Genomic DNA, 21,979 nt, shown 5'->3' on the forward strand with positions numbered 1-21,979 from the left:
GGCCTATTGTCCCAACTGATCGAATCTGGCTTCGACGTCGTGTCCGAAGCGCTCAATGAACATGAGGGCTCTCACCTGCTGCGCGGCAGCGGGGTAATCGCCCTTCTCGTCGATCAGCCAGTCGAGGGACGACAGCGCACGAGTGCGCGCAGCCTCGACCTCGGCCTGCAGCTTCTCGACCGCGGCGATGTCGCCTGCATCGTCGAGCGCCTCGCGCCATTCCATCTGCTGCATCAGGAAATCGGGCGGCATCGCCGTGTTGTTCTCGGCGTTCAGCGGCGCGTCGTGCAGCTCGCAGATGTAGCTTGCGCGGCGGATCGGGTCTTTCAGCCGCTGATAGGCCTCGTTGATGCGCACCGACCATTGCATCGCCACGCGCTGCGCCGCGGCGCCCTGCGCGGCGAAGCGGTCCGGGTGCGCTTCGCGCTGCAGCTCTTTCCAACGCGCGTCGAGCGCGGCGCGGTCCTGCGCGAAAGTCGCCGGGACGGCGAACAGTTCAAAGTCGGTGTCGTTCAGGTTCATGGCAAGAAAAAACCGCCAGCACATGACATGGTGGCGGCTGTGGTCGCAATCAGCGACGACGCATCAGATGCGGAAACTCTCTCCACAACCGCAGCGATCGCGCTCGTTGGGGTTGATGAACTTGAAGCCTTCGTTCAAGCCTTCGCGCACGAAGTCGAGCTGCGTGCCGTCGATATAGGCCAGGCTCTTGGGATCGACCAGCACCTTCACGCCGTGATCTTCGAACACCACGTCTTCAGGCGTGAACTCGTCGACGTACTCGAGCTTGTAGGCCAGACCCGAGCAGCCAGTCGTCTTCACGCCCAGCCGCACGCCCACGCCCTTGCCTCGTTTGCCGAGGTAGCGGGTGACGTGGCGCGCAGCGGCTTCGGTCAGCGTGACGGCCATTTCAGTGAACGGCTTCGGCGGCCGACTCGGCGGTCTTGGCGCCGTGCTTGGCCTTGTAGTCGCTCACGGCCGCCTTGATGGCGTCTTCCGCGAGGATCGAGCAGTGGATCTTGACCGGCGGCAGCGCCAGTTCTTCGGCGATCTGTGCGTTCTTGAGTGCAGCCGCTTCGTCGAGCGTCTTGCCCTTGACCCATTCGGTCACGAGCGACGACGAGGCAATGGCCGAGCCGCAGCCGTAGGTCTTGAAGCGTGCGTCTTCGATCACGCCGGTTTCGGGGTTGACCTTGATCTGCAGCTTCATCACGTCGCCGCAGGCCGGTGCGCCGACCATGCCGGTGCCCACCGAATCGTCGCCCTTTTCGAAAGAGCCGACGTTGCGTGGATTTTCGTAGTGGTCGATGACCTTGGAAGAATATGCCATGGTGTACCTCTCAAACTTTGTTCAATCGTGGAGCCTTGGGCGGGCCTGGGTCAGTGGGCCGACCACTGGATCGTGCTGATGTCGACGCCGTCCTGGAACATCTCCCAAAGGGGGCTCAGCTCGCGCAGCTTCGCGACGTTGTGCTTGATGGTCGAGATGGCGTAGTCGATTTCTTCTTCGGTCGTGAAACGGCCGATGGTCATGCGAAGGCTGCTGTGAGCCAGCTCGTCGCTGCGGCCCAGTGCGCGCAGCACATAGCTTGGCTCCAGGCTGGCCGAGGTGCAGGCCGAACCCGACGACACCGCCAGGCCCTTGATGCCCATGATCAACGACTCGCCTTCGACGTAGTTGAAACTCATGTTCAGGTTGTGCGGCACGCGGCGTTCGAGGTCGCCGTTGATGAACACCTGTTCGACATCCTTCAGGCCATCGAGCAAGCGCTGCTGCAGGCGGCGCGCATGGGCAATGTCGTCCTTCATCTCAAGCTTGGCGATGCGGTAGGCCTCGCCCATGCCGACGATCTGGTGCGTCGGCAACGTGCCCGAGCGCATGCCGCGCTCGTGACCGCCGCCATGCATTTGCGCTTCGAGGCGAATGCGCGGCTTGCGGCGCACGTACAGCGCGCCGATGCCTTTGGGGCCGTAGGTCTTGTGCGAGGCGAGGCTCATCAGGTCGATGGGCAGCTTCGTGATGTCGATGTCGACCTTGCCGGTGGCCTGGGCCGAGTCGACGTGGAAGATCACACCCTTCTCGCGGCAGACGTTGCCGAGAGCGACCACGTCCTGGATCACGCCGATTTCGTTGTTCACGAAGAGCACGCTGGCCAGGATCGTGTCAGGGCGAATCGCAGCCTTGAACTTATCGAGGTCGACCAGGCCGTTTTCCTCGACGTCGAGGTAAGTGACTTCAAAGCCCTGGCGCTCGAGTTCACGCATGGTGTCGAGCACGGCCTTGTGCTCGGTCTTCAGCGTGATGAGGTGCTTGCCCTTGCCCTTGTAGAACTGGGCTGCACCCTTGAGCGCGAGGTTGATCGACTCGGTCGCACCGGAGGTCCAGACGATCTCGCGGGGGTCCGCATTGATCAGATCCGCCACCTGGCCGCGCGCCTTCTCGACAGCCTCTTCAGCCTCCCAGCCCCAGGCATGGCTGCGCGACGCCGGGTTGCCGAAATGCTCGCGCAACCAGGGAATCATGGCGTCGACCACACGCGGGTCGACCGGCGTGGTCGCGCCGTAATCGAGATAGATCGGGAAATGAGGAGTGACGTCCATGGCTGGCTCGGGCTGGCGTGGGGGGTTGTTCTTTGGTCTGGGCTTCTCTCGCGGCAGCGCCCGACGGCGCTTGCCGCGATTCAGGGCATCAGGACTTGGCGAAGGCGTTACCGAGGGCAAAAACCGAATTCGGCGCATTCACGCGAATCGGCTTGACCACCGGCTGGGCCGAGATCGCGCGCTTGACGACCGGCTTGTTTTCGATCTGCACGCCCTTGGCGATCTGATCGTCAACGAGCTTCTGCAGCGTGACGGAGTCGAGAAACTCGACCATGCGCTGGTTCAGCGAAGCCCAGAGTTCGTGCGTCATGCAACGGCCGGCTTCGCCGAGGCAGTTTTCCTTGCCACCGCATTGCGTGGCATCGATGGGCTCATCAACGGAGACAATGATGTCGGCCACGGTAATATCCGCAGCCTTGCGGCCAAGGCTGTAGCCGCCGCCGGGGCCACGGGTCGACTCGACCAATTCATGACGGCGCAACTTGCCGAACAGTTGTTCGAGGTACGACAACGAAATCTGCTGCCGCTGACTGATTGCAGCCAAGGTGACCGGACCGGTGTTCTGGCGCAGGGCCAGATCGATCATGGCGGTGACCGCAAAACGGCCTTTGGTAGTGAGACGCATCGCAAGCTCCTTCAAGTGCTTACCGTTGAAATGACACCGTGGTCCTGGACCGCGGTGACTTCGTCTCCGCCCTGCCCGACCCTTGACGCTGGTGAACCAGTCGGTAGGAGTCGGTCCTTCATCGCGAAGTTCTAGTTTTTGTTGTTGAGTGTTTCGGTCAAGTATAGCAGAAGGCCCTCAACTCTGCTGGGGTAAACCCCAGCGCCAACCACTTGAAGAACGCGGACTTCCAGCCTACGACGGCAAGATCACGATGTTGTCGCCGCCTGAAGCCCCGAACGCCTGCTCGCGCAGCAGCGCCAACTGGTCCCGCACCCGCGCTGCCTTCTCGAATTCGAGGTTGCGGGCGTGCTCGAGCATGAGCTTCTCCAGTCGCTTGATTTCCCGCGCGATGTCCTTCTCGCTCATGTCCTCGACCTTGGCGCGCTCCAGGTCGAGCTTGGCCATTTCCTTGCCTGTCTTCTCGCTATAGACCCCGTCGATCAGGTCGCGCACCTGCTTGACGATGCTGCGCGGGGTGATTCCGTTGGCCTCGTTGTGCGCAATCTGCCGGGCACGACGGCGCTCGGTTTCGTCGATCGCCTTCTTCATCGAGTCGGTCATCCGGTCGGCATACAGGATTGCCTTGCCGTGCAGGTTCCGCGCGGCGCGGCCGATCGTCTGGATCAGCGAGCGCTCGGCGCGGAGGAATCCTTCCTTGTCCGCATCGAGGATCGCCACCAGGGATACCTCAGGAATGTCCAGGCCTTCCCGCAGCAGGTTGATGCCCACCAGCACGTCGAAAGTGCCCAGCCGCAGGTCGCGGAGGATCTCCACCCGCTCGACCGTGTCCACATCGCTGTGCAGATAGCGCACCTTCACCCCGTTGTCGCCCAGGTAATCGGTCAGCTGCTCGGCCATGCGCTTGGTCAGCGTGGTGATCAGCACGCGCTCGTTCTTCTCGACGCGGATGCGGATCTCGCCCAACACATCATCCACCTGGTGCGTTGCGGGACGCACCTCGACCTCGGGATCGATCAGACCCGTAGGCCGTACCAGTTGCTCGACGACATTGCCCGAATGGTCTTTTTCGTACTGCGCGGGCGTGGCCGAGACGAAGATCGCCTGCCGCACCCGCGTTTCGAACTCCTCGAACTTGAGCGGCCGGTTGTCCATCGCCGAAGGCAGCCGGAAACCGTACTCGACCAGCGTGGTCTTGCGCGCGCGGTCGCCGCTGTACATGGCGTTGAGCTGGCCGATCATCTGGTGGCTCTCGTCGAGGAACATCAGCGCGTCCTTCGGCAGGTAATCCGTCAGCGTGGCCGGCGGGTCGCCGGGCGCAGCGCCCGAGAGGTGGCGCGAGTAGTTCTCGATGCCCTTGCAATGGCCAATCTCGGCCAGCATCTCCAGGTCGAAGCGCGTGCGCTGCTCCAGGCGCTGTGCCTCCACGAGCTTGCCCTGCGACACGAATTCCTTGAGGCGCTCCGCCAGCTCGATCTTGATGGTCTCGACTGCACCCAGCACCTTGTCGCGCGGCGTCACGTAATGGCTCGACGGGTACACCGTGAACCGCGGAATCTTCTGGCGGATGCGCCCCGTGAGCGGGTCGAAGAGTTGCAGCGACTCGATCTCGTCGTCGAACAGCTCGATGCGGATCGCCAGCTCGCTGTGCTCGGCCGGAAACACGTCGATGGTGTCGCCGCGCACCCGGAATGTGCCGCGCGCGAAGTCCTGTTCGTTACGGGTGTACTGCATGCGGATCAGCCGACTGATCACGTCGCGCTGCCCGATCTTGTCGCCCACCCGCATGATGAAACGCATCTGCGTGTAGTCCTCGGGCGTGCCGATGCCGTAGATCGCGCTCACCGTGGCCACGATGACCGTGTCGCGGCGCTCCAGCACGCTCTTGGTGGCAGACAAACGCATCTGCTCGATGTGCTCGTTGATCGAGGAGTCCTTCTCGATGAACAGGTCGCGCTGCGGTACGTAGGCCTCGGGCTGGTAGTAGTCGTAGTAGCTCACGAAGTACTCGACCGCGTTCTTCGGAAAGAACTCGCGAAACTCGCTGTAGAGCTGCGCCGCCAGCGTCTTGTTGGGCGCGAACACGATGGCCGGCCGGCCCAACCGGGCGATCACGTTGGCCATGGTGAAGGTCTTGCCCGAACCCGTGACGCCCAGCAGCGTCTGGAACACCTCGCCATCGATCACGCCATCAACCAGCCCCTGGATCGCCTTCGGCTGGTCGCCGGCCGGTGGATAGGGCTGGAAAAGCTCGAACGGGGAGTCGGGGTACTTGACGAATTCGCCCTGCTTGACCGGACCGATCGGGTCCAGTTTCTTCAGGTCTGCTATGGCTTCGGTGTTCTCTGGCATGGCTGTTCCCGACAGGTGGCGATGGCGCCGGTAAAATTCAAGGCAACCGGAAAGCGTAGCGCAAGTCCGGTTGCCAGCGAAGCTTTCATCCCAAAGGACCTTTCCATGTCTATGTTCACCGCGGTCGAAATGGCACCGCGCGACCCGATCCTCGGCCTCAACGAGCAATTTGCAGCCGATACCAACCCCAACAAGGTCAATCTCGGCGTCGGCGTCTATTACGACGACAACGGCAAGCTGCCCCTGCTCCAGTGCGTGCAGGCCGCCGAGCAGGACATGATGAAAGCGCCCTCGGCGCGCGGTTATCTCCCCATCGACGGCATCGTGGCGTACGACAACGCCGTGAAGACGCTGGTTTTCGGTGCCGACAGCGAACCCGTCACCTCGGGCCGCGTGGCCACCATTCAAGCGATCGGCGGCACCGGCGGCCTGAAGGTCGGCGCCGACTTCCTGAAGAAGCTCAACCCCAAGGCCAAGGTGCTGATCAGCGACCCGAGCTGGGAAAACCACCGCGCCCTGTTCACCAACGCGGGCTTCGAAGTCGAGAGCTACCCCTACTACGACGCCGCCAAGCGCGGCATCAACTTCGACGGCATGCTGGCCGCGCTCAATGCGGCACCCGCGGGCACCGTCGTCGTGCTGCACGCCTGCTGCCACAACCCGACCGGCTACGACATCACGTCCGAGCAGTGGGACCAGGTCGTCGCCACGGTCAAGGCCAAGGGCCTCGTGCCCTTCCTCGACATGGCCTACCAGGGCTTCGGCTACGGCCTGAAGGAAGACGGCGCAGCCGTCGCCAAGTTCGTCGCCGCCGGCCTCACCTTCTTCGTCTCGACCTCGTTCTCCAAGAGCTTCAGCCTGTACGGCGAGCGCGTCGGCGCCCTCTCGGTGCTGTGCGAGAACAAGGAAGAAGCCGGCCGCGTGCTGTCGCAACTCAAGATCGCCATCCGCACCAACTACAGCAACCCGCCGATCCACGGTGGCGCCGTGGTGGCCGCGGTGCTCGGCAACGCCGAACTGCGCGCCCTGTGGGAAAAGGAACTCGGCGAGATGCGCGTGCGCATCAAGGCCATGCGCCAGAAGCTGGTCGATGGCCTGAAGGCGGCGGGCGTGAAGGAAGACATGAGCTTCATCACCACGCAGATCGGCATGTTCAGCTACTCGGGCCTCAACAAGGACCAGATGGTGCGCCTGCGCAATGAGTTCGGCGTGTACGGCACCGACACCGGCCGCATGTGCGTGGCTGCGCTCAACAGCAAGAACATCGACTACGTCTGCGCGTCGATCGCCAAAGTCATCTAGGTGACAGCAACGTGTGGAGGAATCCGTCTTCCGACGATTCCTTCACACCTTTCGCCAGAAGGGTCCACGCAGCCGGGTCGGACTAGGGGTTAGGCCCCCTGCGTGCCCGCAGATGCACTGATATATTGCACCGCAACATTCCACTCCAAGACCAGCGATGCTCTATCAACTCTACGAAGCCCAGCGTTCCCTGATGGAGCCGTTTTCGGACTTCGCACAAGCGGCCTCCAAGCTCTACGGCCAGGGTGCCGTGTGGGGCCAGCTGCCGATGGCACAGCGCATGGCCGCCGGCTACGACCTGCTCTATCGCCTGGGCAAGGACTACGAGAAGCCCGAGTTCAACATCAAGTCGGTGAAGGTCGATGGCGAAGAAGTCGTCATCCAGGAGGCCGTCGAGCTCGACAAGCCGTTCTGCGAACTGCGCCGCTTCAAGCGCTTTACCGACGAGCCGCACATCCTCAAGACGCTCAAGAGCCAGCCCGTGGTGCTGATCGTGGCGCCGCTGTCGGGTCACTACGCCACGCTCCTGCGCGACACCGTGCGCACCATGCTGCAGGACCACAAGGTCTACATCACCGACTGGAAGAACGCGCGCCTCGTGCCGCTGTCGGAAGGCGAATTCCACCTGGACGACTACATCAACTACGTGCAGGAGTTCATCCGCCGCCTGCAGGCCGAGTACGGCAACTGCCACGTGGTGAGCGTGTGCCAGCCCACCGTGCCGGTGCTCGCCGCCGTGTCGCTCATGGCCAGCCGCAAGGAGCCGCTGCCGCTCACGCTGACGATGATGGGCGGCCCGATCGACGCCCGCAAGTCGCCCACCGCGGTCAACAACCTCGCGATGAACAAGAGCTATGAATGGTTCGAGAACAACGTGATCTACCGCGTGCCGCAGGGCTTTCCGGGTGAAGGCCGCCGCGTGTACCCGGGCTTCCTGCAGCACACCGGCTTCGTCGCGATGAACCCCGACCGCCACGCATCGAGCCACTACGACTACTTCAAGGACCTGATCAAGGGCGACGACGCGAGTGCCGAGGCGCACCGCAAGTTCTACGACGAGTACAACGCCGTGCTCGACATGGACGCCGATTACTACCTCGACACCATCCGCACCGTGTTCCAGCAGTTCGAACTCGTGAACGGCACCTGGGACGTCAAGAACCCCGAAGGCCAGATCGAGCGCGTGCGTCCGCAGGACATCCGCACCGCCGCGCTGCTGACGGTCGAAGGCGAGCTGGACGACATCTCCGGCTCGGGCCAGACCGAAGCCGCGCACAGCCTGTGCACCGGCGTCGCCGATTCGAAGCGCGAGCACTACGAAGTCAAGGGCGCGGGCCACTACGGCATTTTCAGCGGCCGCCGCTGGCGCGAACTGGTCTATCCGAAGCTGGTGAAGTTCATCGCCGCCAACGACCAGCCGCAAAGCCGTGCCGGTGCGCGCGAAAGCCTCGCGGCCGAAGACCGGATCAAGCCGGGTCGGAAGATCCCCGCCGTTGCTGCCAAGAAGTCACCGGCCGCAAAGAAGGCTGTTGTGGCCGCCCCCGCCAAGAAATCCGTGGCCGCAGCCAAGAAGCCGCGCGCGCGCACCACGCGCTGAGGCGCGCGCAACCCATCGTGAACGGGCTGGCCGCACGCATCAACGACGCACTGCCGCAAACGCAGTGCACACGGTGCGGCTACCCCGATTGCGCCGGCTACGCGCAAGCCGTGGCCGATGGCGAAGCGGGCATCAACCAATGCCCGCCCGGTGGCGCCGAAGGCATCGAGCGCCTCGCCTTGCTCACCGGCCGCCCCGCGTTGCCGCTCGATCCGCAATTCGGCACTGAAGGCCCGCGCGCCATGGCCGTCATCGACGAGGCGTGGTGCATCGGCTGCACGCTCTGCCTCGATGCCTGCCCGACCGATGCGATCGTCGGCATCAACAAGCGCATGCACACGGTCGTCGAGGCGCACTGCACCGGCTGCGAGCTTTGCATTCCGGTCTGCCCCGTCGATTGCATCTCGCTCGAAATCGAAACGCCCGGCCGCAGCGGCTGGCAGGCATGGTCAGAGGCACAGGCCGAGGCCGCGCTGCAACGCTACAAGCTCCATGGCCAGCACCGCGCTGCCATAAAGCGCGAGGCCGAAGCAGCCCCTGTCCTCGCCGAGCCGCAAGCCGCCGATACCCGCAAGCGCTCCATCGTCGAAGCCGCCCTGGCGCGCGCCCGCGCCGCCGCCGAACAACGCGAAAAAACCGCCCCCAAGCCATGACACTCGACACCCTCCTGATCTACGTCGTCGCCTCGCTCGCCCTCGCCGTGATTCCCGGCCCCACGATGCTGCTGGCGCTGTCCAACGGCATCGACGGCGGCATGCGGCGCGCGAGTTGGGGCATTGCAGGCGCATCCCTCGGCAGCATCACGCTGATCGCGGTCGTTGCGCTCGGGCTGGGCTCGCTGCTCGCGGCATCGGAAGTGCTCTTCAACGCGATCCGCATTGCGGGCGTCGCCTACCTCGTCTGGCTCGGCATCAAGCTCTGGCGCAGCGAAGCGACCGACCTCGGCACGGCGCTAGCAAAGTCCGCCATCGAGGTCCGCCCGCATGGCCGCGTCGCGCTGATGCGCAGCCTGCTCGTGGCGCTCTCGAATCCGAAGACGGTGCTGTTCTTCGCGGCCTTCCTGCCGCAGTTCATCGACATCGCCCAGCCGCAAGGCCCGCAGTACCTGCTGCTCGGCGCGATCTTCGTGGTGCTCGACACCTGCGTGATGCTGGCCTACGCAGCTGCCGGCACGCAGGCCGTGCGCTGGCTCTCGCGCCGCGGCCTCAAGGTGCTGAACCGCAGTTGCGCGGCCGGCATGTGGCTTCTCGCCGCCACGCTCGCGTTCTGGCGCCGCCCAGGGACCTGAAGGCCTTCAGCGCTTCAGTCCTTCTTCGGACGCTTGAAGAGCAGCAACAGCACCCCCGCCAGCACCACCGCCACCGCGTACCACTCGAAGCGCGTGACGGTCTCGTTGGCGATCCACACGCCCAGCAGCATCGCGATCACCGGGTTCACGAAGGTGTAGCTCGCCGCCAGCGCAGCCGGCGCCTTCGCGAGCAGCACCATGTAGGCGTTGAAGGCAATCAGCGAGCCGAACACCACCAGGTACAGCCAGGCCCAGACGGCCTCGGGCGCGGGCGGCCACACCAGGCTCTCGCGCGAGACGGCCGCCAGCACCAGCAGCACCACGCCGCCGCAGATCATTTCGCTGGCAAAGCCCATCGCACCGGGCGCGAGCGGCAGGCTGCGCTGGCTCAGCACGCTGCCCATCGACCAGCAGATGCAGGCGATCGAAATCGCCGCCAGCCCCGCGGGCGACGACTGGAAACCACTGCCTTGCGTGAGCATCAGCACGCCGACGAGGCCGAGCGCGATGCCCGCCGCTTCCATGCGCGTCGGCTTGATGCCCCAGATCAAATTGAGCAACGCGATCAAGAGCGGAACCACCGCGATGAACGCCACCACGAGCCCCGAGCCGATCGTCACTTCGGCGTGGGCCGTACCGCCCATGCCCCCGCCGAGCATCAACGCGCCGACCACCAGCGCATTGCGCCATTGCAGCCGCGAGGGCCACGCGGCACCGCGCCAACGCATCCACACCGCGAGCAGCACGCCCGCAAAGAGAAAGCGCGAGCCCATCTGCAGGAACGGCGGAAAGCTGATCAGCGCGTACTTGATCGCCAAGTAGGTCGAGCCCCAGACCACCCAGGTGGCGGCAAGGCAGAGCCATAGCAGAGGCGGCAGCGCGCCACGGTTGGCGCCGGGCGTGGCGGGAGCGGCAAGGGTCGGCATATCGAGGGGTCTCTGTTTTTGTTGGTACTGAAGCGCCGCCCATGGTATGAAAGCCGCCTTCGTCGAGCCATGGAGATTCCACGGTTCTACCGCTTCACCACCGTCGATTTAAAGGAGTTCCATGGACTTCACCTTGAACCCCGCGCTGGACGCCCACGACACCCGCATCCTCGCCGAGCTGCAGAACGATGCGCGCCTCACCATGGCCGAGCTCGGCCGCCGCGTGCACCTGAGCCAGCCGGCCGTGACTGAGCGCGTGAAGAAGCTGGAAGCCGCGGGCGTCATCAGCGGCTACCGCGCCACCGTCAACCTCGGCAAGCTGGGCTATGGCATCCGCGCGATCATCCGCGTCGGCCGCGCCGACTACGACCTTGTCGTGAAGCTGGTGCAGGACACGCCCGAATGCGTGAATGCTTACAACGTGACCGGCGAGGACAGCTGGATCCTCGAGATCGCCGTGATCGATGTGAGCCACCTCGACGCGGTGGTCACCAAGTTCTGCATCCTCACCGAGACGGCGACCTCGATCATCCTGAACCCGGCGCGCGAGCACCAGCCGATGCTGCCGCCGCACCGCTCCGATGTGCGGCCGCCGATCAGGAAGGTGCTGAACGCCTGATAGCCCTCAAACCGTTCGGGCTGAGCTTGTCGAAGCCTCGCGCAAGGCTTCGACAAACTCAGCCCGAACGGTTGTTGGAAGTCAGTGGTTCGCGAGCGCGTTGAAAGCCTTCACCACCTCGGGCGGCGCCTGCACCATCTCGATCAGCACGCCCTCGCCCGCAATCGGGAACTCCTCGTTCGCCTTCGGGTGCAGGAAGCAGATGTCGAAACCCGCCGCACCCTGACGGATGCCACCGGGTGCAAAGCGCACGCCCTGCGCGGTGAGCCATTCGACCGCCTTGGGCAAATCGTCGATCCACAGCCCCACGTGGTTGAGCGGCGTCGCGTGCACCGCAGGCTTCTTCTCCGGGTCCAGCGGCTGCATCAGGTCGACCTCGACCTTGAACGGACCGCTGCCCATCGAACAGATGTCCTCGTCGACGTTCTCGCGTTCGCTCTTGAAGGTGCCGGTGACTTCGAGCCCCAGCATGTCGACCCAGAGCTTCTGCAAGCGCATCTTGTCGGGCCCGCCGATGGCGATCTGCTGGATGCCCAGCACCTTGAAGGGACGTGCCGTCGTGGTCGTCATGCGCAGACCTCCACCGTTTCAGTCGTCGTGGTACGGCGCGACTGCAAGCCGAGCTTGCGCAGCAACTGCACGTCGGCGTCCACATCGGGATTGCCGGTGACCAGCAGCTTGTCGCCATAGAAGATCGAATTCGCGCCCGCCATGAAGCACAGCGCCTGCACCGCATCGCCCATCTGCTGGCGCCCGGCCGACAGCCGCACGCGCGCCGTCGGCATCGTGATGCGCGCGACCGCGATCATGCGCACGAAGTCGAAGGGATCGACGGGCTCCGAATCGGCCAGCGGCGTGCCCGGCACGCGCACCAGGCTGTTGATCGGCACCGACTCCGGGTACGGATTCAGGTTGGCCAGTTGCGCGATCAGCCCCGCGCGGTGCACCGGCTGCTCGCCCATGCCGACGATGCCGCCGCAGCAAACGCTGATGCCAGCGCTGCGCACATGGGCCAGCGTGTCGAGCCGGTCCTGATAGCTGCGCGTGTCGACGATGTCGGTGTAGTACTCGGGCGCGGTGTCGAGGTTGTGGTTGTAGTAGTCGAGGCCGGCAGCCTTCAGCTGGTGCGCGTGATGCGGTTCCAGCATGCCGAGCGTGGCGCAGGTCTGCATGCCGAGACCCTTCACCGCCTCGACCAGCACGGCCACCTTCTCCACGTCGCGGTCCTTCGGCGCGCGCCATGCGGCGCCCATGCAGAAGCGCGTGGCGCCCGCGTCCTTGGCGGCCTGCGCGGCGCGCACGACCTCATCGACCTCCATGAGCTTCTGCGCCTTCACGCCGGTGTCGAACTCGGCCGACTGCGGACAGTAGCCGCAGTTCTCGGGGCAGCCGCCGGTCTTGACCGAGAGCAGCGTCGCGAGCTCGATATCGCCCTCAGGGAAGTGCTGTCGGTGCACCGTCTGCGCCTCGAACAACAGGTCCATCAGCGGCTTGTCGAGCAGCGCCTGGATCGCCTCGACAGACCACGGGCCTTGCGGCGTCACCGGCTTCGCGGGCCGGTGCAGCGTGATCGTCTGTTGCAGGTCGTTGGCACCCATCAATTGAACTCCAGAATGATTTGATCGACGGCGAGCGATTCGCCCTTGCCCGCCGAGATTTTTCCGACCACACCGTCCTGCGTGGCGAAGAGCACGTTTTCCATCTTCATCGCCTCGATCACGGCCAGCTTCTCGCCGGCGCGCACCTGCTGCCCCGGCTCCACCGACACCTCGACCAGGAGGCCCGGCATCGGCGACATCAGGAACTTGCTCAGGTCCGGCGGCGCCTTGTAGGGCATCAGCTCCAGCAGGCGCGCGCCCAGCGGCGACAGCACCATGGCCTCGATCTGCGTGCCGTCGTGCGACACGCGCAGCGCCAGCGGGTTCTTGCCCGCGCCGCGCTCGACCTGCGCGGTGAAGGGCTTGTCGTTGACCATGCCCTGCACGCGGATCGCGCCGAGCGCGGAACCGCTGTCGATCTTGTAGTTCTTGCCGCCGACGGCAATGGCGCTCGCACCGGTCTTGCCGTGGAAGTCGGTCACCGACACCGGGTGATGCACATGCTTGCCCTCCGGCCCGAGCTCCACCACAACGAACTGCTCGCCCACCTTCACACCATGGCCCTCGAGCTGCCCGCTGATGCCCGAGGCGCGCGCGCGATAGCGGCGATGCACATAGGCCGCGAGCGCGACGAGGAACGACGGATCGGTGTGCGGCACGTCTTCCGCATGGAAGCCCTTGCCGTAGTGCTCGGCGATGAAGCCGGTGTTGAAATCGCCCGCCACGAACTTCGGATGCGCAAGCAGCGCCGCCTGGAACGGGATGTTGCTGCTGATGCCGCGGATCACGAAGCCGTTGAGCGCTTCGCGCATGCGGGCAATCGCGTGCTGGCGATCCTTGCCGTGCACGATCAGCTTGGCGATCATCGAGTCGTAGTACATCGGGATCTCGCCGCCGTCGTACACGCCGGTGTCCACGCGCACGCCGTTCAGGTGCTCGGTGTCGCTCGCGAACATGGTCTCGGCGGGCGGCTGGAATTTCACGAGGCGGCCGGTCGAAGGCAGAAAGCTGCGGAACGGGTCTTCGGCGTTGATGCGGCACTCGATGGCCCAGCCGTCGCGCTTCACTTCGGCCTGCGTGAGTGGCAGCTTCTCGCCGGCCGCGACGCGGATCATCAGCTCGACGAGGTCCAGCCCCGTGATGCACTCGGTGACCGGATGCTCCACCTGCAGCCGCGTGTTCATCTCCAGGAAATAGAAGCTCTGGTCCTTGCCGACCACGAACTCCACCGTGCCCGCGCTCTGGTAGTTCACCGCCTTGGCCAGTTGCACCGCCTGCGCGCCCATCGCCTTGCGCGTGGCATCGGTGATGAAGGGCGAAGGCGCCTCTTCGATCACCTTCTGGTGGCGCCGCTGGATCGAGCATTCGCGCTCGTTCAGGTAGATCACATTGCCGTGCGAATCGCCCAGCACCTGGATCTCGATGTGGCGCGGCTCCTCGACGAACTTCTCGATGAACACGCGGTCATCGCCGAAGCTGTTGCGCGCCTCGTTGCGGCACGAGGTGAAGCCCTCGAAGGCCTCCTTGTCGTTGAAGGCCACGCGCAGGCCCTTGCCACCGCCACCGGCCGAGGCCTTGATCATCACGGGATAGCCGATGTCCTTGGCGATTTCAACAGCACGCTCGGCCGTCTCGATGGCGTCGTTCCAGCCTGGAATCGTGTTGACCTTGGCTTCGTTCGCGAGCTTCTTCGAGGCGATCTTGTCGCCCATCGCGGCAATCGAATAGTGCTTCGGTCCGATGAAGGCAATGCCCTCTTCCTCGACCTTGCGGGCGAAGGCTTCGTTCTCCGAGAGGAAGCCGTAGCCCGGGTGCACCGCCTCGGCGCCCGTCTGCTTGCAGGCCGCGATGATGCGGTCGGCCTGCAGATAACTCTCGCGGCTGGGCGCGGCGCCGATGTGCACGGCTTCGTCGGCCAGCTCGACGTGGCGCGCTTCCTTGTCGGCGTCGGAATAGACGGCGACGGTGAGGATGCCCATCTTCTTCGCGGTCTGGATGACGCGGCAAGCGATTTCGCCGCGGTTGGCGATCAGGATTTTTTTGAACATGTTCTTCTCCAGGCCGCTCAAAGGGGGATGTTCCCGTGCTTGCGCCACGGGTTCTCGAGCTTCTTCTCGCGCAGCATCACGAGCGAGCGGCAGATGCGCTTGCGCGTCTCGTGCGGCAGGATCACGTCGTCGATGTAGCCACGCGCGCCGGCCACATACGGGTTCGCAAAGCGCGCCTTGTATTCGGCTTCGCGTGCGGCGAGTTTCTCGGGGTCGTTCTTGTCCTCGCGGAAGATGATTTCCACCGCACCCTTGGCGCCCATCACCGCGATCTCGGCGCGCGGCCAGGCGAGGTTGACGTCGCCGCGCAGGTGCTTGGACGCCATCACGTCGTACGCACCGCCGTAAGCCTTGCGCGTGATGACGGTGATCTTCGGCACCGTGCATTCGGCATACGCATACAGCAGCTTGGCGCCGTGCTTGATGATGCCGCCGTACTCCTGCCCGGTGCCAGGCATGAAGCCGGGCACGTCGACGAAGGTGACGACCGGGATGTTGAACGCATCGCAGAACCGCACGAACCGCGCGGCCTTGATGCTGCTCTTGATGTCCAGGCACCCCGCCAGCACCAGCGGCTGGTTCGCCACGATGCCGACCGTCTGGCCTTCCATGCGCGCGAAGCCGATCACGATGTTCTTCGCGTAGTCGGGCTGCAGCTCGAAGAAGTCGCCGTCGTCCACCACCTTGAGGATCAGTTCCTTGATGTCGTAGGGCTTGTTCGGGTTGTCGGGCACCAGCGTGTCCAGCGAGTAGTCGGGCCGGTCCGCCGGATCGCCCTGGCCGTTGTTGCCCAGTCGCACCGGCGGCTTCTCGCGGTTGTTGAGCGGCAGGTAGTTGTACAGGCGCCGCAGCATCATCAGCGCCTCGACGTCGTTCTCGAATGCCATGTCGGCCACACCGCTGCGGGTGGTGTGGGTGACGGCGCCACCCAACTCCTCGGCCGTCACGGTTTCGTGCGTCACGGTCTTCACGACTTCGGGGCCGGTGACGAACATGTAGCTGGAGTCCTTCACCATGAAGATGAAGTCGGTCATGGCCGGCGAATACACCGCGCCGCCCGCGCACGGTCCCATGATCATGCTGATCTGCGGCACCACGCCCGAGGCCATCACGTTGCGCTGGAACACATCGGCATAGCCGCCGAGCGAGGCCACGCCTTCCTGGATGCGCGCGCCGCCGGAATCGTTGAGGCCGATGACCGGTGCGCCGACCTTCATCGCCTGGTCCATCACCTTGCAGATTTTTTCGGCATGCGCTTCGCTGAGCGCGCCGCCGAAGACGGTGAAGTCCTGGCTGTACACGAACACCAGGCGACCGTTGATCATTCCGTAGCCGGTGACCACGCCATCGCCCGGGATCTTCTGCTCGGCCATGCCGAAGTCGACCGAGCGGTGCTCGACGAACATGTCCCATTCTTCAAACGTGTTGTCGTCGAGCAGAAGCTCGATGCGCTCGCGCGCGGTGAGCTTGCCCTTGGCGTGCTGCGCGTCGATGCGCTTTTGCCCGCCGCCGAGCCGCGCCTGGGCGCGGCGCTTTTCGAGTTGTTCGATCAGTTCTTGCATGGTGTGCTTCCGAAGCTGTGGTCTTGAATGAGATGGCTCAGGGCCTGGCCGTGATGGCCGCTGCGGCGAGCAGGCTGCGCGCCGCGGTCGATGCGGGCAGCGCGCCCTGCGCCACCTGCAGGGTGAGTTGCGGCAGCAGTTCGCGGACCTGCGGGTGCTGCCTGAAGGCTTGCTTCAGCCCCGCGTCGATGCGTTCCCACATCCATGCGGTGGCCTGCTTTTCGCGGCGCTTGGCGAGCTTGCCGTTGGCGGTCTGCAGTTGCCTGAATTCGGTGACGGCATCCCAGAACGCATCGACGCCCGTGCCCGCCAGCGCGCTGAGCTGCAGCACCCTGGGAAGCCAGAAGCGCACCTCGGCGCCGCTGTGCGCGTCGTGCACCGCATGCGCGTGGTCGGGGTTGCCCTGGTGGCCGAAGAGGCGCAGCGCCGAGGTGATCTGCGCTTGCGCGCGCGTGGCGGCGTCCTTGTCGATGTCGGCCTTGTTGATGACCACAAGGTCCGCCAGCTCCATCACGCCCTTCTTGATCGCCTGCAGGTCGTCGCCGGCATTGGGGAGCTGCATCAGCACGAACATGTCGGTCATGCCGGACACGGCGGTTTCGCTCTGGCCCACGCCCACGGTCTCGACGATCACGATGTCGTAGCCGGCGGCCTCGCACACCAGCATCGCCTCGCGCGTCTTCTCGGCCACGCCGCCGAGCGTGCCGCTCGACGGGCTCGGGCGGATGTAGGCGCGCTCGTGCACCGAGAGACGCTCCATGCGCGTCTTGTCGCCGAGGATGGAACCGCCCGAAACCGTGGACGACGGATCGATGGTGAGCACCGCGACGCGATGGCCCTTGTCGATCAGCAGCAGGCCGAGCGTTTCGATGAAGGTCGACTTGCCGACACCGGGCACGCCCGAGATGCCGAGGCGAAAGGAATTGCCGGTGCGCGGCAGCAGCGCGGTGAGCAGTTCGTCTGCTTGCGCGCGATGGTCGGTGCGGGTCGATTCGAGCAGCGTGATGGCCTTGGCGATCGCACGGCGCTGCGCCATGCCCGGCGAATCGGTGACCGCGCTTTCCAGCGCCTGCACCGTGCTCAGCACGCGGCCTCCGCAGTCGTCACGCGCCAGCGGTAATGCAGGTCGACGCCCTCCTCGCCTTCGAGCACGAAGCCGTGCCGCAGGTAGAAGCGGTTGGCATCGCTCTGCACGAGCGCGGTGAGCTTGATGTCGAGGTTCTTTTCTCTTGCCTCGGCCTTCGCCCAGCGCATCACCCATTCGCCGATGCCGCGGCCCTGAAAGCCGGTGCGCAGGTACAGGTGATCCAGCCGCAGCGCATCGGCGCCCTCGGGCTTGAGGGTGACGAAGCCCACGCGTTGATCGCCGTCCAGCACGATGTGATGCATGAACGGCACGATGAAACCAGCGCTCAGCCGTTCGCGCGAACGCGTGAGGTCGAAGCGACCGAGACGCTCCAGGCTCGGGCGCATCGCATCGATGCGCACGGCCAGCATGTCCTCGAAATCGCTGGAATCCACGGGCTGCAGCGACAGCCGCGACAGGAGATCGCCCACGTCTGGCGTCCCGCTCAGGCCGCGACCGCCGCGCGGATCTGCTCCAGCACGTCCTTCGCGCTGGCCGGGATCGGCGTGCCCGGTCCGTAGATGCCCTTGACCCCGGCCTCGTAGAGAAAGTCGTAGTCCTGCCGCGGAATCACGCCGCCGACGAACACGATGATGTCGTCCGCGCCTTGCTTCTTCAGCTCGTTGATGATGGCGGGCACGAGGGTCTTGTGGCCGGCTGCGAGGGTGCTCACGCCGACGGCATGCACGTCGTTCTCGATGGCCTGCCGCGCGCACTCTTCGGGCGTCTGGAAGAGCGGGCCCATGTCCACGTCGAAGCCCAAGTCGGCGAAGGCGGTCGCCACCACCTTGGCGCCGCGGTCGTGTCCGTCTTGCCCGAGCTTGGAAATCATCACGCGCGGACGGCGCCCCTGCGCTTCGGCGAAGGCGTTGATTTCGGTCTTGAGGTTTTCCCAGCCTTCGGCCGAGTCATAGGCAGCTGCGTACACACCGGTCACCTTTTGCGTGTCGGCCCGATGGCGGCCGAATGATTTTTCGAGCGCGTCCGAAATCTCGCCCACCGTGGCGCGCAGGCGCACCGCGTCGATGCTCAGCGCGAGCAGGTTGCCGGTGCCGTTCTCGGCCGCTTCGGTGAGTGCATCGAGCGCGGCCTGCACCTTGGCGGCGTCGCGCGAGGCGCGGATCTTCTGCAGCCGCGCCACCTGCTGGTCGCGCACCATCACGTTGTCGATCGAAAGGCTGTCGATCGCGTCCTCGTTCTTGAGCTTGTACTTGTTGACGCCCACGATCACGTCCTTGCCCGAGTCGATGCGCGCCTGCTTCTCGGCGGCGGCCGCCTCGATCTTGAGCTTGGCCCAGCCGCTGTCGACCGCCTTGGTCATGCCGCCCATGGCCTCGACCTCTTCGATGATGGCCCAGGCCGCATCGGCCATGTCCTGCGTGAGCTTTTCCATCATGTAGCTGCCGGCCCAGGGGTCGACCACGTTCGTGATGTGCGTCTCTTCCTGGATGATGAGCTGCGTGTTGCGCGCGATGCGCGAGCTGAACTCGGTGGGCAGCGCAATCGCTTCGTCCAGCGCGTTGGTGTGCAGGCTCTGCGTGCCGCCGAACACCGCGGCCATCGCCTCGATGGTGGTGCGCACGATGTTGTTGTACGGGTCCTGCTCGGTGAGCGACCAGCCCGAGGTCTGGCAGTGCGTGCGCAGCATCAGGCTCTTGGGGTTCTTGGGCTCGAACTCCTTCATGATGCGGCACCACAGAAGGCGCGCCGCGCGCATCTTGGCCACTTCGAGATAGAAGTTCATGCCGATGGCCCAGAAGAAGCTCAGGCGCCCGGCGAAACCGTCGACATCGAGGCCCTTGGCCAACGCGGTCTTCACGTATTCCTTGCCGTCGGCCAACGTGAATGCGAGCTCGAGCGCCTGGTTGGCGCCGGCCTCCTGCATGTGATAGCCGCTGATGCTGATCGAGTTGAACTTCGGCATGTTCTCTGCCGTGTACTCGATGATGTCGCCGATGATCCGCATGCTCGGCGCCGGCGGAAAGATGTAGGTGTTGCGGACCATGAACTCCTTGAGGATGTCGTTCTGGATGGTTCCGCTCAGCTGGTCCTGCGCCACGCCCTGCTCTTCGGCCGCGACCACGTAGCCCGCGAGCACCGGCAGCACGGCGCCGTTCATCGTCATCGACACGGAGACCTTGTCCAGCGGGATCTGGTCAAACAGGATCTTCATGTCCTCCACCGAATCGATTGCCACGCCGGCCTTGCCGACGTCGCCGGTCACGCGCGGATGGTCGCTGTCGTAGCCGCGATGGGTGGCCAGATCGAAGGCCACGCTCACGCCTTGGCCGCCCGCAGCGAGTGCCTTGCGGTAGAAGGCGTTCGACTCTTCCGCGGTCGAGAAGCCCGCGTACTGGCGGATGGTCCACGGGCGCACCGCGTACATGGTGGCCTGCGGGCCGCGCAGGTAGGGCTCGAAGCCGGGCAGCGTGTCGGTGTACTTCAGGCCCTGCAGGTCGGCCGCGGTGTAGAGCGGCTTGACGGTGATGCCGTCGGGCGTGATCCAGTTCAGCGCATTCACATCGCCACCGGGCGCGGACTTGGCGGCGAACTTCGCCCAGGCGTCGAGGTCGGCGGGCTTGAAGGTGGGTTCGGGTGTGCTGCTCATGAGAAGGACGCCGCTTTGCAGTTGTCTTGCAGGGAATTCGCAATTTCGCCCGCAGGGATTTGCAGGCCGGCCGCGAGTCTAACCGATCCGTAATTATTAATTCAAACCCAGTTTTTGCGGTACATTCCTGCCCATGTCCGCTGTCACCCTCACCCCGCGAGCCCTCTACGAAGAGGTGGCCGAGCTGCTGCGCCAGCGGATTTTCCGCCGCGAGCTGGAGCCCGGCAGCTGGATCGACGAACTCAAGCTGGCCGAGGAATACGGCATCAGCCGCACCCCGCTGCGGGAAGCCCTGAAGGTGCTGGCCGCCGAAGGGCTGGTGACGATGAAGGTGCGCCGCGGCGCCTACGTGACCGAGGTGTCCGAGCAGGACCTGGCGGACGTCTACCACCTGCTCTCCCTGCTGGAGAGCGATGCCGCAGGCGTGGTCGCAGAGCGCGCCACCGAAGCCGAGCGCGCCGAACTGAAGAAGCTGCACACCGAGCTCGAAGCCGCCGCCGCGCCGGGCAAGGAAGACCGGGAGCATTTCTTTGCGGTGAACGAGCGCTTTCACATGCGCCTCCTGGCCATCGCCAACAACAAGTGGCGCGACCAGATGGTGGCGGACCTGCGCAAGGTGATGAAGCTCAACCGGCACAACTCGCTGCTGAAGGCGGGGCGCATTGCCGAGTCGCTGGCGGAGCACCGGTCGGTGATGGCCGCCATCGAGGCACGCGACGCGGCGGCCGCCATGGCCCGCATGCGCGAGCACTTCAAGAGCGGCCTCGAAGCGGCCGCATAGGCTCCCCCCAGGCTTCGCGCACTTCGTGTCGCTTCGCCTTCCCCCTTCCGGGGGCGATACCTGCGGCCCGGCAAAGCCGGTTCCGCGGTATCCCGCGAAAAGGCACGCCTTATTCGCGTTCAGTCGCGGCTGATGGTGCCGGCTTCGGCCGCAATCCGCCGCGCCGCTTCCAGCAGCCGGGGCGCCACGCGCTCCAGCATGACGTCCTTGGGCAGCAGGTAGGCTGGGCCGCCGCAGCTCAGGCCGTAGCGTTCGCCGCGCGGCCCCTGCAGCGCAAAGCCGAGGGCGTGGATGTGGGGATGCCACTCGCCGAACGAGCTGCAATAGCCCAGGCGCTCGTATTCCTCGATGCCCGCCATCAGCCGCGGCGCCACGGCAAACCAGTTCTCGCCCGTCTCGATGCGGATCTGCTCCAGCAGCGCGTCGCGCTCGGGCTGAGGCAGTGCCGCGAGGTAGGCCCGGCCGGCGGCCGACGTGGTGATCGACAGCCGCGAGCCGACCTCGATGCGCGAGCTGATGAGGGCCGAACGCGGCCGCAGCGAATCGATGACGAGCAGGTCGAGATCGTCGCGCACGCCCATGTGGATGCTGGCGCCCGCGAATTCGGACAGCTCCGTCAAATGCGGCCGCGCCACCGTTCGCAGGTCGAAATGCCGCAGATACCGGCTGCTCATGTCGAGCAGCGCCGGCCCCAGGCTGAAGCGCTCGCTGTCGCGAGACTGGCGCAGGTAGCCGGCGCCTACCAGCGTCGCGGTCAGCCGCGAGACGGTGGCCTTGGGAATGCCCGTCGTGTCGGCCAGATCCCGGTTGCCCATCGGGGCGGCAGCCATCCCGATGGTCTTGAGCAGTGACAAGCCGCGTGCGAGCGCGCTCACTTCCTCTTTGCTGCCAACAGCTTCACTCATGAAGAACCTTTTTTGTTTCCCTGACCTCTTTATTCTTGAGC

General features: G+C 65.1%; 21 protein-coding genes. 6 read left to right on the top strand and 15 right to left on the bottom strand.

Annotated elements, in window-relative coordinates; all coding sequences use genetic code 11:
- Positions 1–3: 3 nt before the first annotated feature.
- The 6 genes from hscB to uvrB all read right to left on the bottom strand — a co-directional run bounded on the left by hscB (position 4) and on the right by uvrB (position 5,578).
- Positions 4–522: a Fe-S protein assembly co-chaperone HscB gene (gene hscB, locus QF040_RS10565; RefSeq protein ID WP_429610977.1), complete on the bottom strand. Its 519-nt coding sequence runs from the start codon at positions 520–522 to the stop codon at positions 4–6.
- A 63-nt stretch (positions 523–585) separates the two neighbouring features.
- The gene (gene iscA / locus QF040_RS10570) at positions 586–909 is read right to left on the bottom strand and encodes an iron-sulfur cluster assembly protein IscA (protein ID WP_007828190.1); all 324 of its coding nucleotides are present in this window, start codon (positions 907–909) and stop codon (positions 586–588) included.
- Between the two features lies 1 nt (position 910).
- The gene (gene iscU / locus QF040_RS10575) at positions 911–1,330 is read right to left on the bottom strand and encodes a Fe-S cluster assembly scaffold IscU (protein ID WP_013542156.1); all 420 of its coding nucleotides are present in this window, start codon (positions 1,328–1,330) and stop codon (positions 911–913) included.
- A gap of 50 nt (positions 1,331–1,380) precedes the next feature.
- The gene (locus QF040_RS10580; RefSeq protein WP_093431823.1) at positions 1,381–2,601 is read right to left on the bottom strand and encodes an IscS subfamily cysteine desulfurase; all 1,221 of its coding nucleotides are present in this window, start codon (positions 2,599–2,601) and stop codon (positions 1,381–1,383) included.
- Positions 2,602–2,689: 88 nt separating this feature from the next.
- Entirely contained in the window at positions 2,690–3,226 is a 537-nt protein-coding gene (gene iscR / locus QF040_RS10585; protein ID WP_007828186.1) for a Fe-S cluster assembly transcriptional regulator IscR, read from the bottom strand.
- A 234-nt stretch (positions 3,227–3,460) separates the two neighbouring features.
- Positions 3,461–5,578, bottom strand: a complete 2,118-nt coding sequence (uvrB, locus tag QF040_RS10590) for an excinuclease ABC subunit UvrB (RefSeq protein WP_307505193.1) — start codon at positions 5,576–5,578, stop codon at positions 3,461–3,463.
- 105 nt (positions 5,579–5,683) lie between these two features.
- Here uvrB and QF040_RS10595 point away from each other — a divergent pair, with 105 nt between their 5' ends.
- The 4 genes from QF040_RS10595 to QF040_RS10610 all read left to right on the top strand — a co-directional run bounded on the left by QF040_RS10595 (position 5,684) and on the right by QF040_RS10610 (position 9,765).
- Positions 5,684–6,880 carry an amino acid aminotransferase gene (locus QF040_RS10595; RefSeq protein WP_429610978.1) on the top strand — a complete coding sequence of 399 codons (1,197 nt, stop codon included), beginning with the start codon at positions 5,684–5,686 and terminating at the stop codon, positions 6,878–6,880.
- A gap of 157 nt (positions 6,881–7,037) precedes the next feature.
- On the top strand, positions 7,038–8,477 hold the full coding sequence (locus QF040_RS10600; protein ID WP_429610979.1) for a polyhydroxyalkanoate depolymerase: 1,440 nt from the start codon (positions 7,038–7,040) through the stop codon (positions 8,475–8,477).
- A gap of 17 nt (positions 8,478–8,494) precedes the next feature.
- Positions 8,495–9,130 (top strand): RnfABCDGE type electron transport complex subunit B, encoded by a 636-nt coding sequence (locus QF040_RS10605; RefSeq protein WP_429610980.1) that lies wholly within the window; start codon positions 8,495–8,497, stop codon positions 9,128–9,130.
- Positions 9,127–9,765 (top strand): LysE family translocator, encoded by a 639-nt coding sequence (locus QF040_RS10610; RefSeq protein WP_429610981.1) that lies wholly within the window; start codon positions 9,127–9,129, stop codon positions 9,763–9,765. The genes QF040_RS10605 and QF040_RS10610 overlap by 4 nt, the downstream gene beginning before the upstream one ends.
- A 14-nt stretch (positions 9,766–9,779) precedes the next feature.
- Here the strand turns inward: QF040_RS10610 and yedA are convergent, their stop codons facing one another.
- Positions 9,780–10,691 (bottom strand): drug/metabolite exporter YedA, encoded by a 912-nt coding sequence (yedA, locus tag QF040_RS10615; protein WP_429610982.1) that lies wholly within the window; start codon positions 10,689–10,691, stop codon positions 9,780–9,782.
- Between the two features lie 121 nt (positions 10,692–10,812).
- Here yedA and QF040_RS10620 point away from each other — a divergent pair, with 121 nt between their 5' ends.
- On the top strand, positions 10,813–11,310 hold the full coding sequence (locus QF040_RS10620) for an Lrp/AsnC family transcriptional regulator (RefSeq protein ID WP_307644200.1): 498 nt from the start codon (positions 10,813–10,815) through the stop codon (positions 11,308–11,310).
- An 81-nt stretch (positions 11,311–11,391) separates the two neighbouring features.
- On the opposite strand, the gene QF040_RS10625 is transcribed toward QF040_RS10620, so the two are convergent.
- Genes QF040_RS10625 through scpA form a run of 7 tightly spaced genes read right to left on the bottom strand, consistent with a single transcriptional unit; the run spans position 11,392 to position 20,252 of the window.
- Complete coding sequence (locus QF040_RS10625; protein ID WP_429610983.1) at positions 11,392–11,880, bottom strand: VOC family protein; 489 nt, start codon at positions 11,878–11,880, stop codon at positions 11,392–11,394.
- The gene (bioB, locus tag QF040_RS10630; protein ID WP_306878443.1) at positions 11,877–12,908 is read right to left on the bottom strand and encodes a biotin synthase BioB; all 1,032 of its coding nucleotides are present in this window, start codon (positions 12,906–12,908) and stop codon (positions 11,877–11,879) included. The genes QF040_RS10625 and bioB overlap by 4 nt, the downstream gene beginning before the upstream one ends.
- A complete protein-coding gene (accC, locus tag QF040_RS10635) occupies positions 12,908–14,956 on the bottom strand; it encodes an acetyl-CoA carboxylase biotin carboxylase subunit (protein ID WP_429610984.1) in 2,049 nt (682 codons plus the stop codon). Before accC ends, bioB begins: the two co-directional genes overlap by 1 nt.
- 17 nt (positions 14,957–14,973) lie before the next feature.
- Positions 14,974–16,518 carry an acyl-CoA carboxylase subunit beta gene (locus QF040_RS10640; RefSeq protein WP_013542168.1) on the bottom strand — a complete coding sequence of 515 codons (1,545 nt, stop codon included), beginning with the start codon at positions 16,516–16,518 and terminating at the stop codon, positions 14,974–14,976.
- 37 nt (positions 16,519–16,555) lie between these two features.
- Positions 16,556–17,605 carry a methylmalonyl Co-A mutase-associated GTPase MeaB gene (gene meaB, locus QF040_RS10645; protein WP_429610985.1) on the bottom strand — a complete coding sequence of 350 codons (1,050 nt, stop codon included), beginning with the start codon at positions 17,603–17,605 and terminating at the stop codon, positions 16,556–16,558.
- Positions 17,599–18,075, bottom strand: a complete 477-nt coding sequence (locus tag QF040_RS10650) for a GNAT family N-acetyltransferase (RefSeq protein ID WP_429610986.1) — start codon at positions 18,073–18,075, stop codon at positions 17,599–17,601. Before QF040_RS10650 ends, meaB begins: the two co-directional genes overlap by 7 nt.
- Before the next feature lie 14 nt (positions 18,076–18,089).
- Positions 18,090–20,252, bottom strand: coding sequence for a methylmalonyl-CoA mutase (gene scpA / locus QF040_RS10655; RefSeq protein ID WP_429610987.1), 2,163 nt, complete (start codon positions 20,250–20,252; stop codon positions 18,090–18,092).
- Positions 20,253–20,385: 133 nt separating this feature from the next.
- On the opposite strand from scpA, the gene QF040_RS10660 reads away from it, so the two are divergent.
- Entirely contained in the window at positions 20,386–21,033 is a 648-nt protein-coding gene (locus tag QF040_RS10660; RefSeq protein ID WP_429610988.1) for a GntR family transcriptional regulator, read from the top strand.
- A gap of 119 nt (positions 21,034–21,152) precedes the next feature.
- Here the strand turns inward: QF040_RS10660 and QF040_RS10665 are convergent, their stop codons facing one another.
- Positions 21,153–21,938: an IclR family transcriptional regulator gene (locus tag QF040_RS10665; protein WP_429610989.1), complete on the bottom strand. Its 786-nt coding sequence runs from the start codon at positions 21,936–21,938 to the stop codon at positions 21,153–21,155.
- Positions 21,939–21,979 lie beyond the last annotated feature (41 nt).

Source organism: Variovorax sp. W2I14, from assembly GCF_050435205.1.
GTDB classification, from domain to species: Bacteria; Pseudomonadota; Gammaproteobacteria; order Burkholderiales; family Burkholderiaceae_C; genus Variovorax; species Variovorax paradoxus_C.

Excerpts from the sequence above, each read along its gene's own strand:
- hscB (WP_429610977.1), bottom strand. The coding sequence starts at position 522 with ATGAACCTGAACGACACCGACTTTGAACTGTTCGCCGTCCCGGCGACT.
- iscA (WP_007828190.1), bottom strand. The coding sequence starts at position 909 with ATGGCCGTCACGCTGACCGAAGCCGCTGCGCGCCACGTCACCCGCTAC.
- iscU (WP_013542156.1), bottom strand. The coding sequence starts at position 1,330 with ATGGCATATTCTTCCAAGGTCATCGACCACTACGAAAATCCACGCAAC.
- QF040_RS10580 (WP_093431823.1), bottom strand. The coding sequence starts at position 2,601 with ATGGACGTCACTCCTCATTTCCCGATCTATCTCGATTACGGCGCGACC.
- iscR (WP_007828186.1), bottom strand. The coding sequence starts at position 3,226 with ATGCGTCTCACTACCAAAGGCCGTTTTGCGGTCACCGCCATGATCGAT.
- uvrB (WP_307505193.1), bottom strand. The coding sequence starts at position 5,578 with ATGCCAGAGAACACCGAAGCCATAGCAGACCTGAAGAAACTGGACCCG.
- QF040_RS10595 (WP_429610978.1), top strand. The coding sequence starts at position 5,684 with ATGTCTATGTTCACCGCGGTCGAAATGGCACCGCGCGACCCGATCCTC.
- QF040_RS10600 (WP_429610979.1), top strand. The coding sequence starts at position 7,038 with ATGCTCTATCAACTCTACGAAGCCCAGCGTTCCCTGATGGAGCCGTTT.
- QF040_RS10610 (WP_429610981.1), top strand. The coding sequence starts at position 9,127 with ATGACACTCGACACCCTCCTGATCTACGTCGTCGCCTCGCTCGCCCTC.
- yedA (WP_429610982.1), bottom strand. The coding sequence starts at position 10,691 with ATGCCGACCCTTGCCGCTCCCGCCACGCCCGGCGCCAACCGTGGCGCG.
- QF040_RS10620 (WP_307644200.1), top strand. The coding sequence starts at position 10,813 with ATGGACTTCACCTTGAACCCCGCGCTGGACGCCCACGACACCCGCATC.
- QF040_RS10625 (WP_429610983.1), bottom strand. The coding sequence starts at position 11,880 with ATGACGACCACGACGGCACGTCCCTTCAAGGTGCTGGGCATCCAGCAG.
- bioB (WP_306878443.1), bottom strand. The coding sequence starts at position 12,908 with ATGGGTGCCAACGACCTGCAACAGACGATCACGCTGCACCGGCCCGCG.
- accC (WP_429610984.1), bottom strand. The coding sequence starts at position 14,956 with ATGTTCAAAAAAATCCTGATCGCCAACCGCGGCGAAATCGCTTGCCGC.
- QF040_RS10640 (WP_013542168.1), bottom strand. The coding sequence starts at position 16,518 with ATGCAAGAACTGATCGAACAACTCGAAAAGCGCCGCGCCCAGGCGCGG.
- scpA (WP_429610987.1), bottom strand. The coding sequence starts at position 20,252 with ATGAGCAGCACACCCGAACCCACCTTCAAGCCCGCCGACCTCGACGCC.
- QF040_RS10660 (WP_429610988.1), top strand. The coding sequence starts at position 20,386 with ATGTCCGCTGTCACCCTCACCCCGCGAGCCCTCTACGAAGAGGTGGCC.
- QF040_RS10665 (WP_429610989.1), bottom strand. The coding sequence starts at position 21,938 with ATGAGTGAAGCTGTTGGCAGCAAAGAGGAAGTGAGCGCGCTCGCACGC.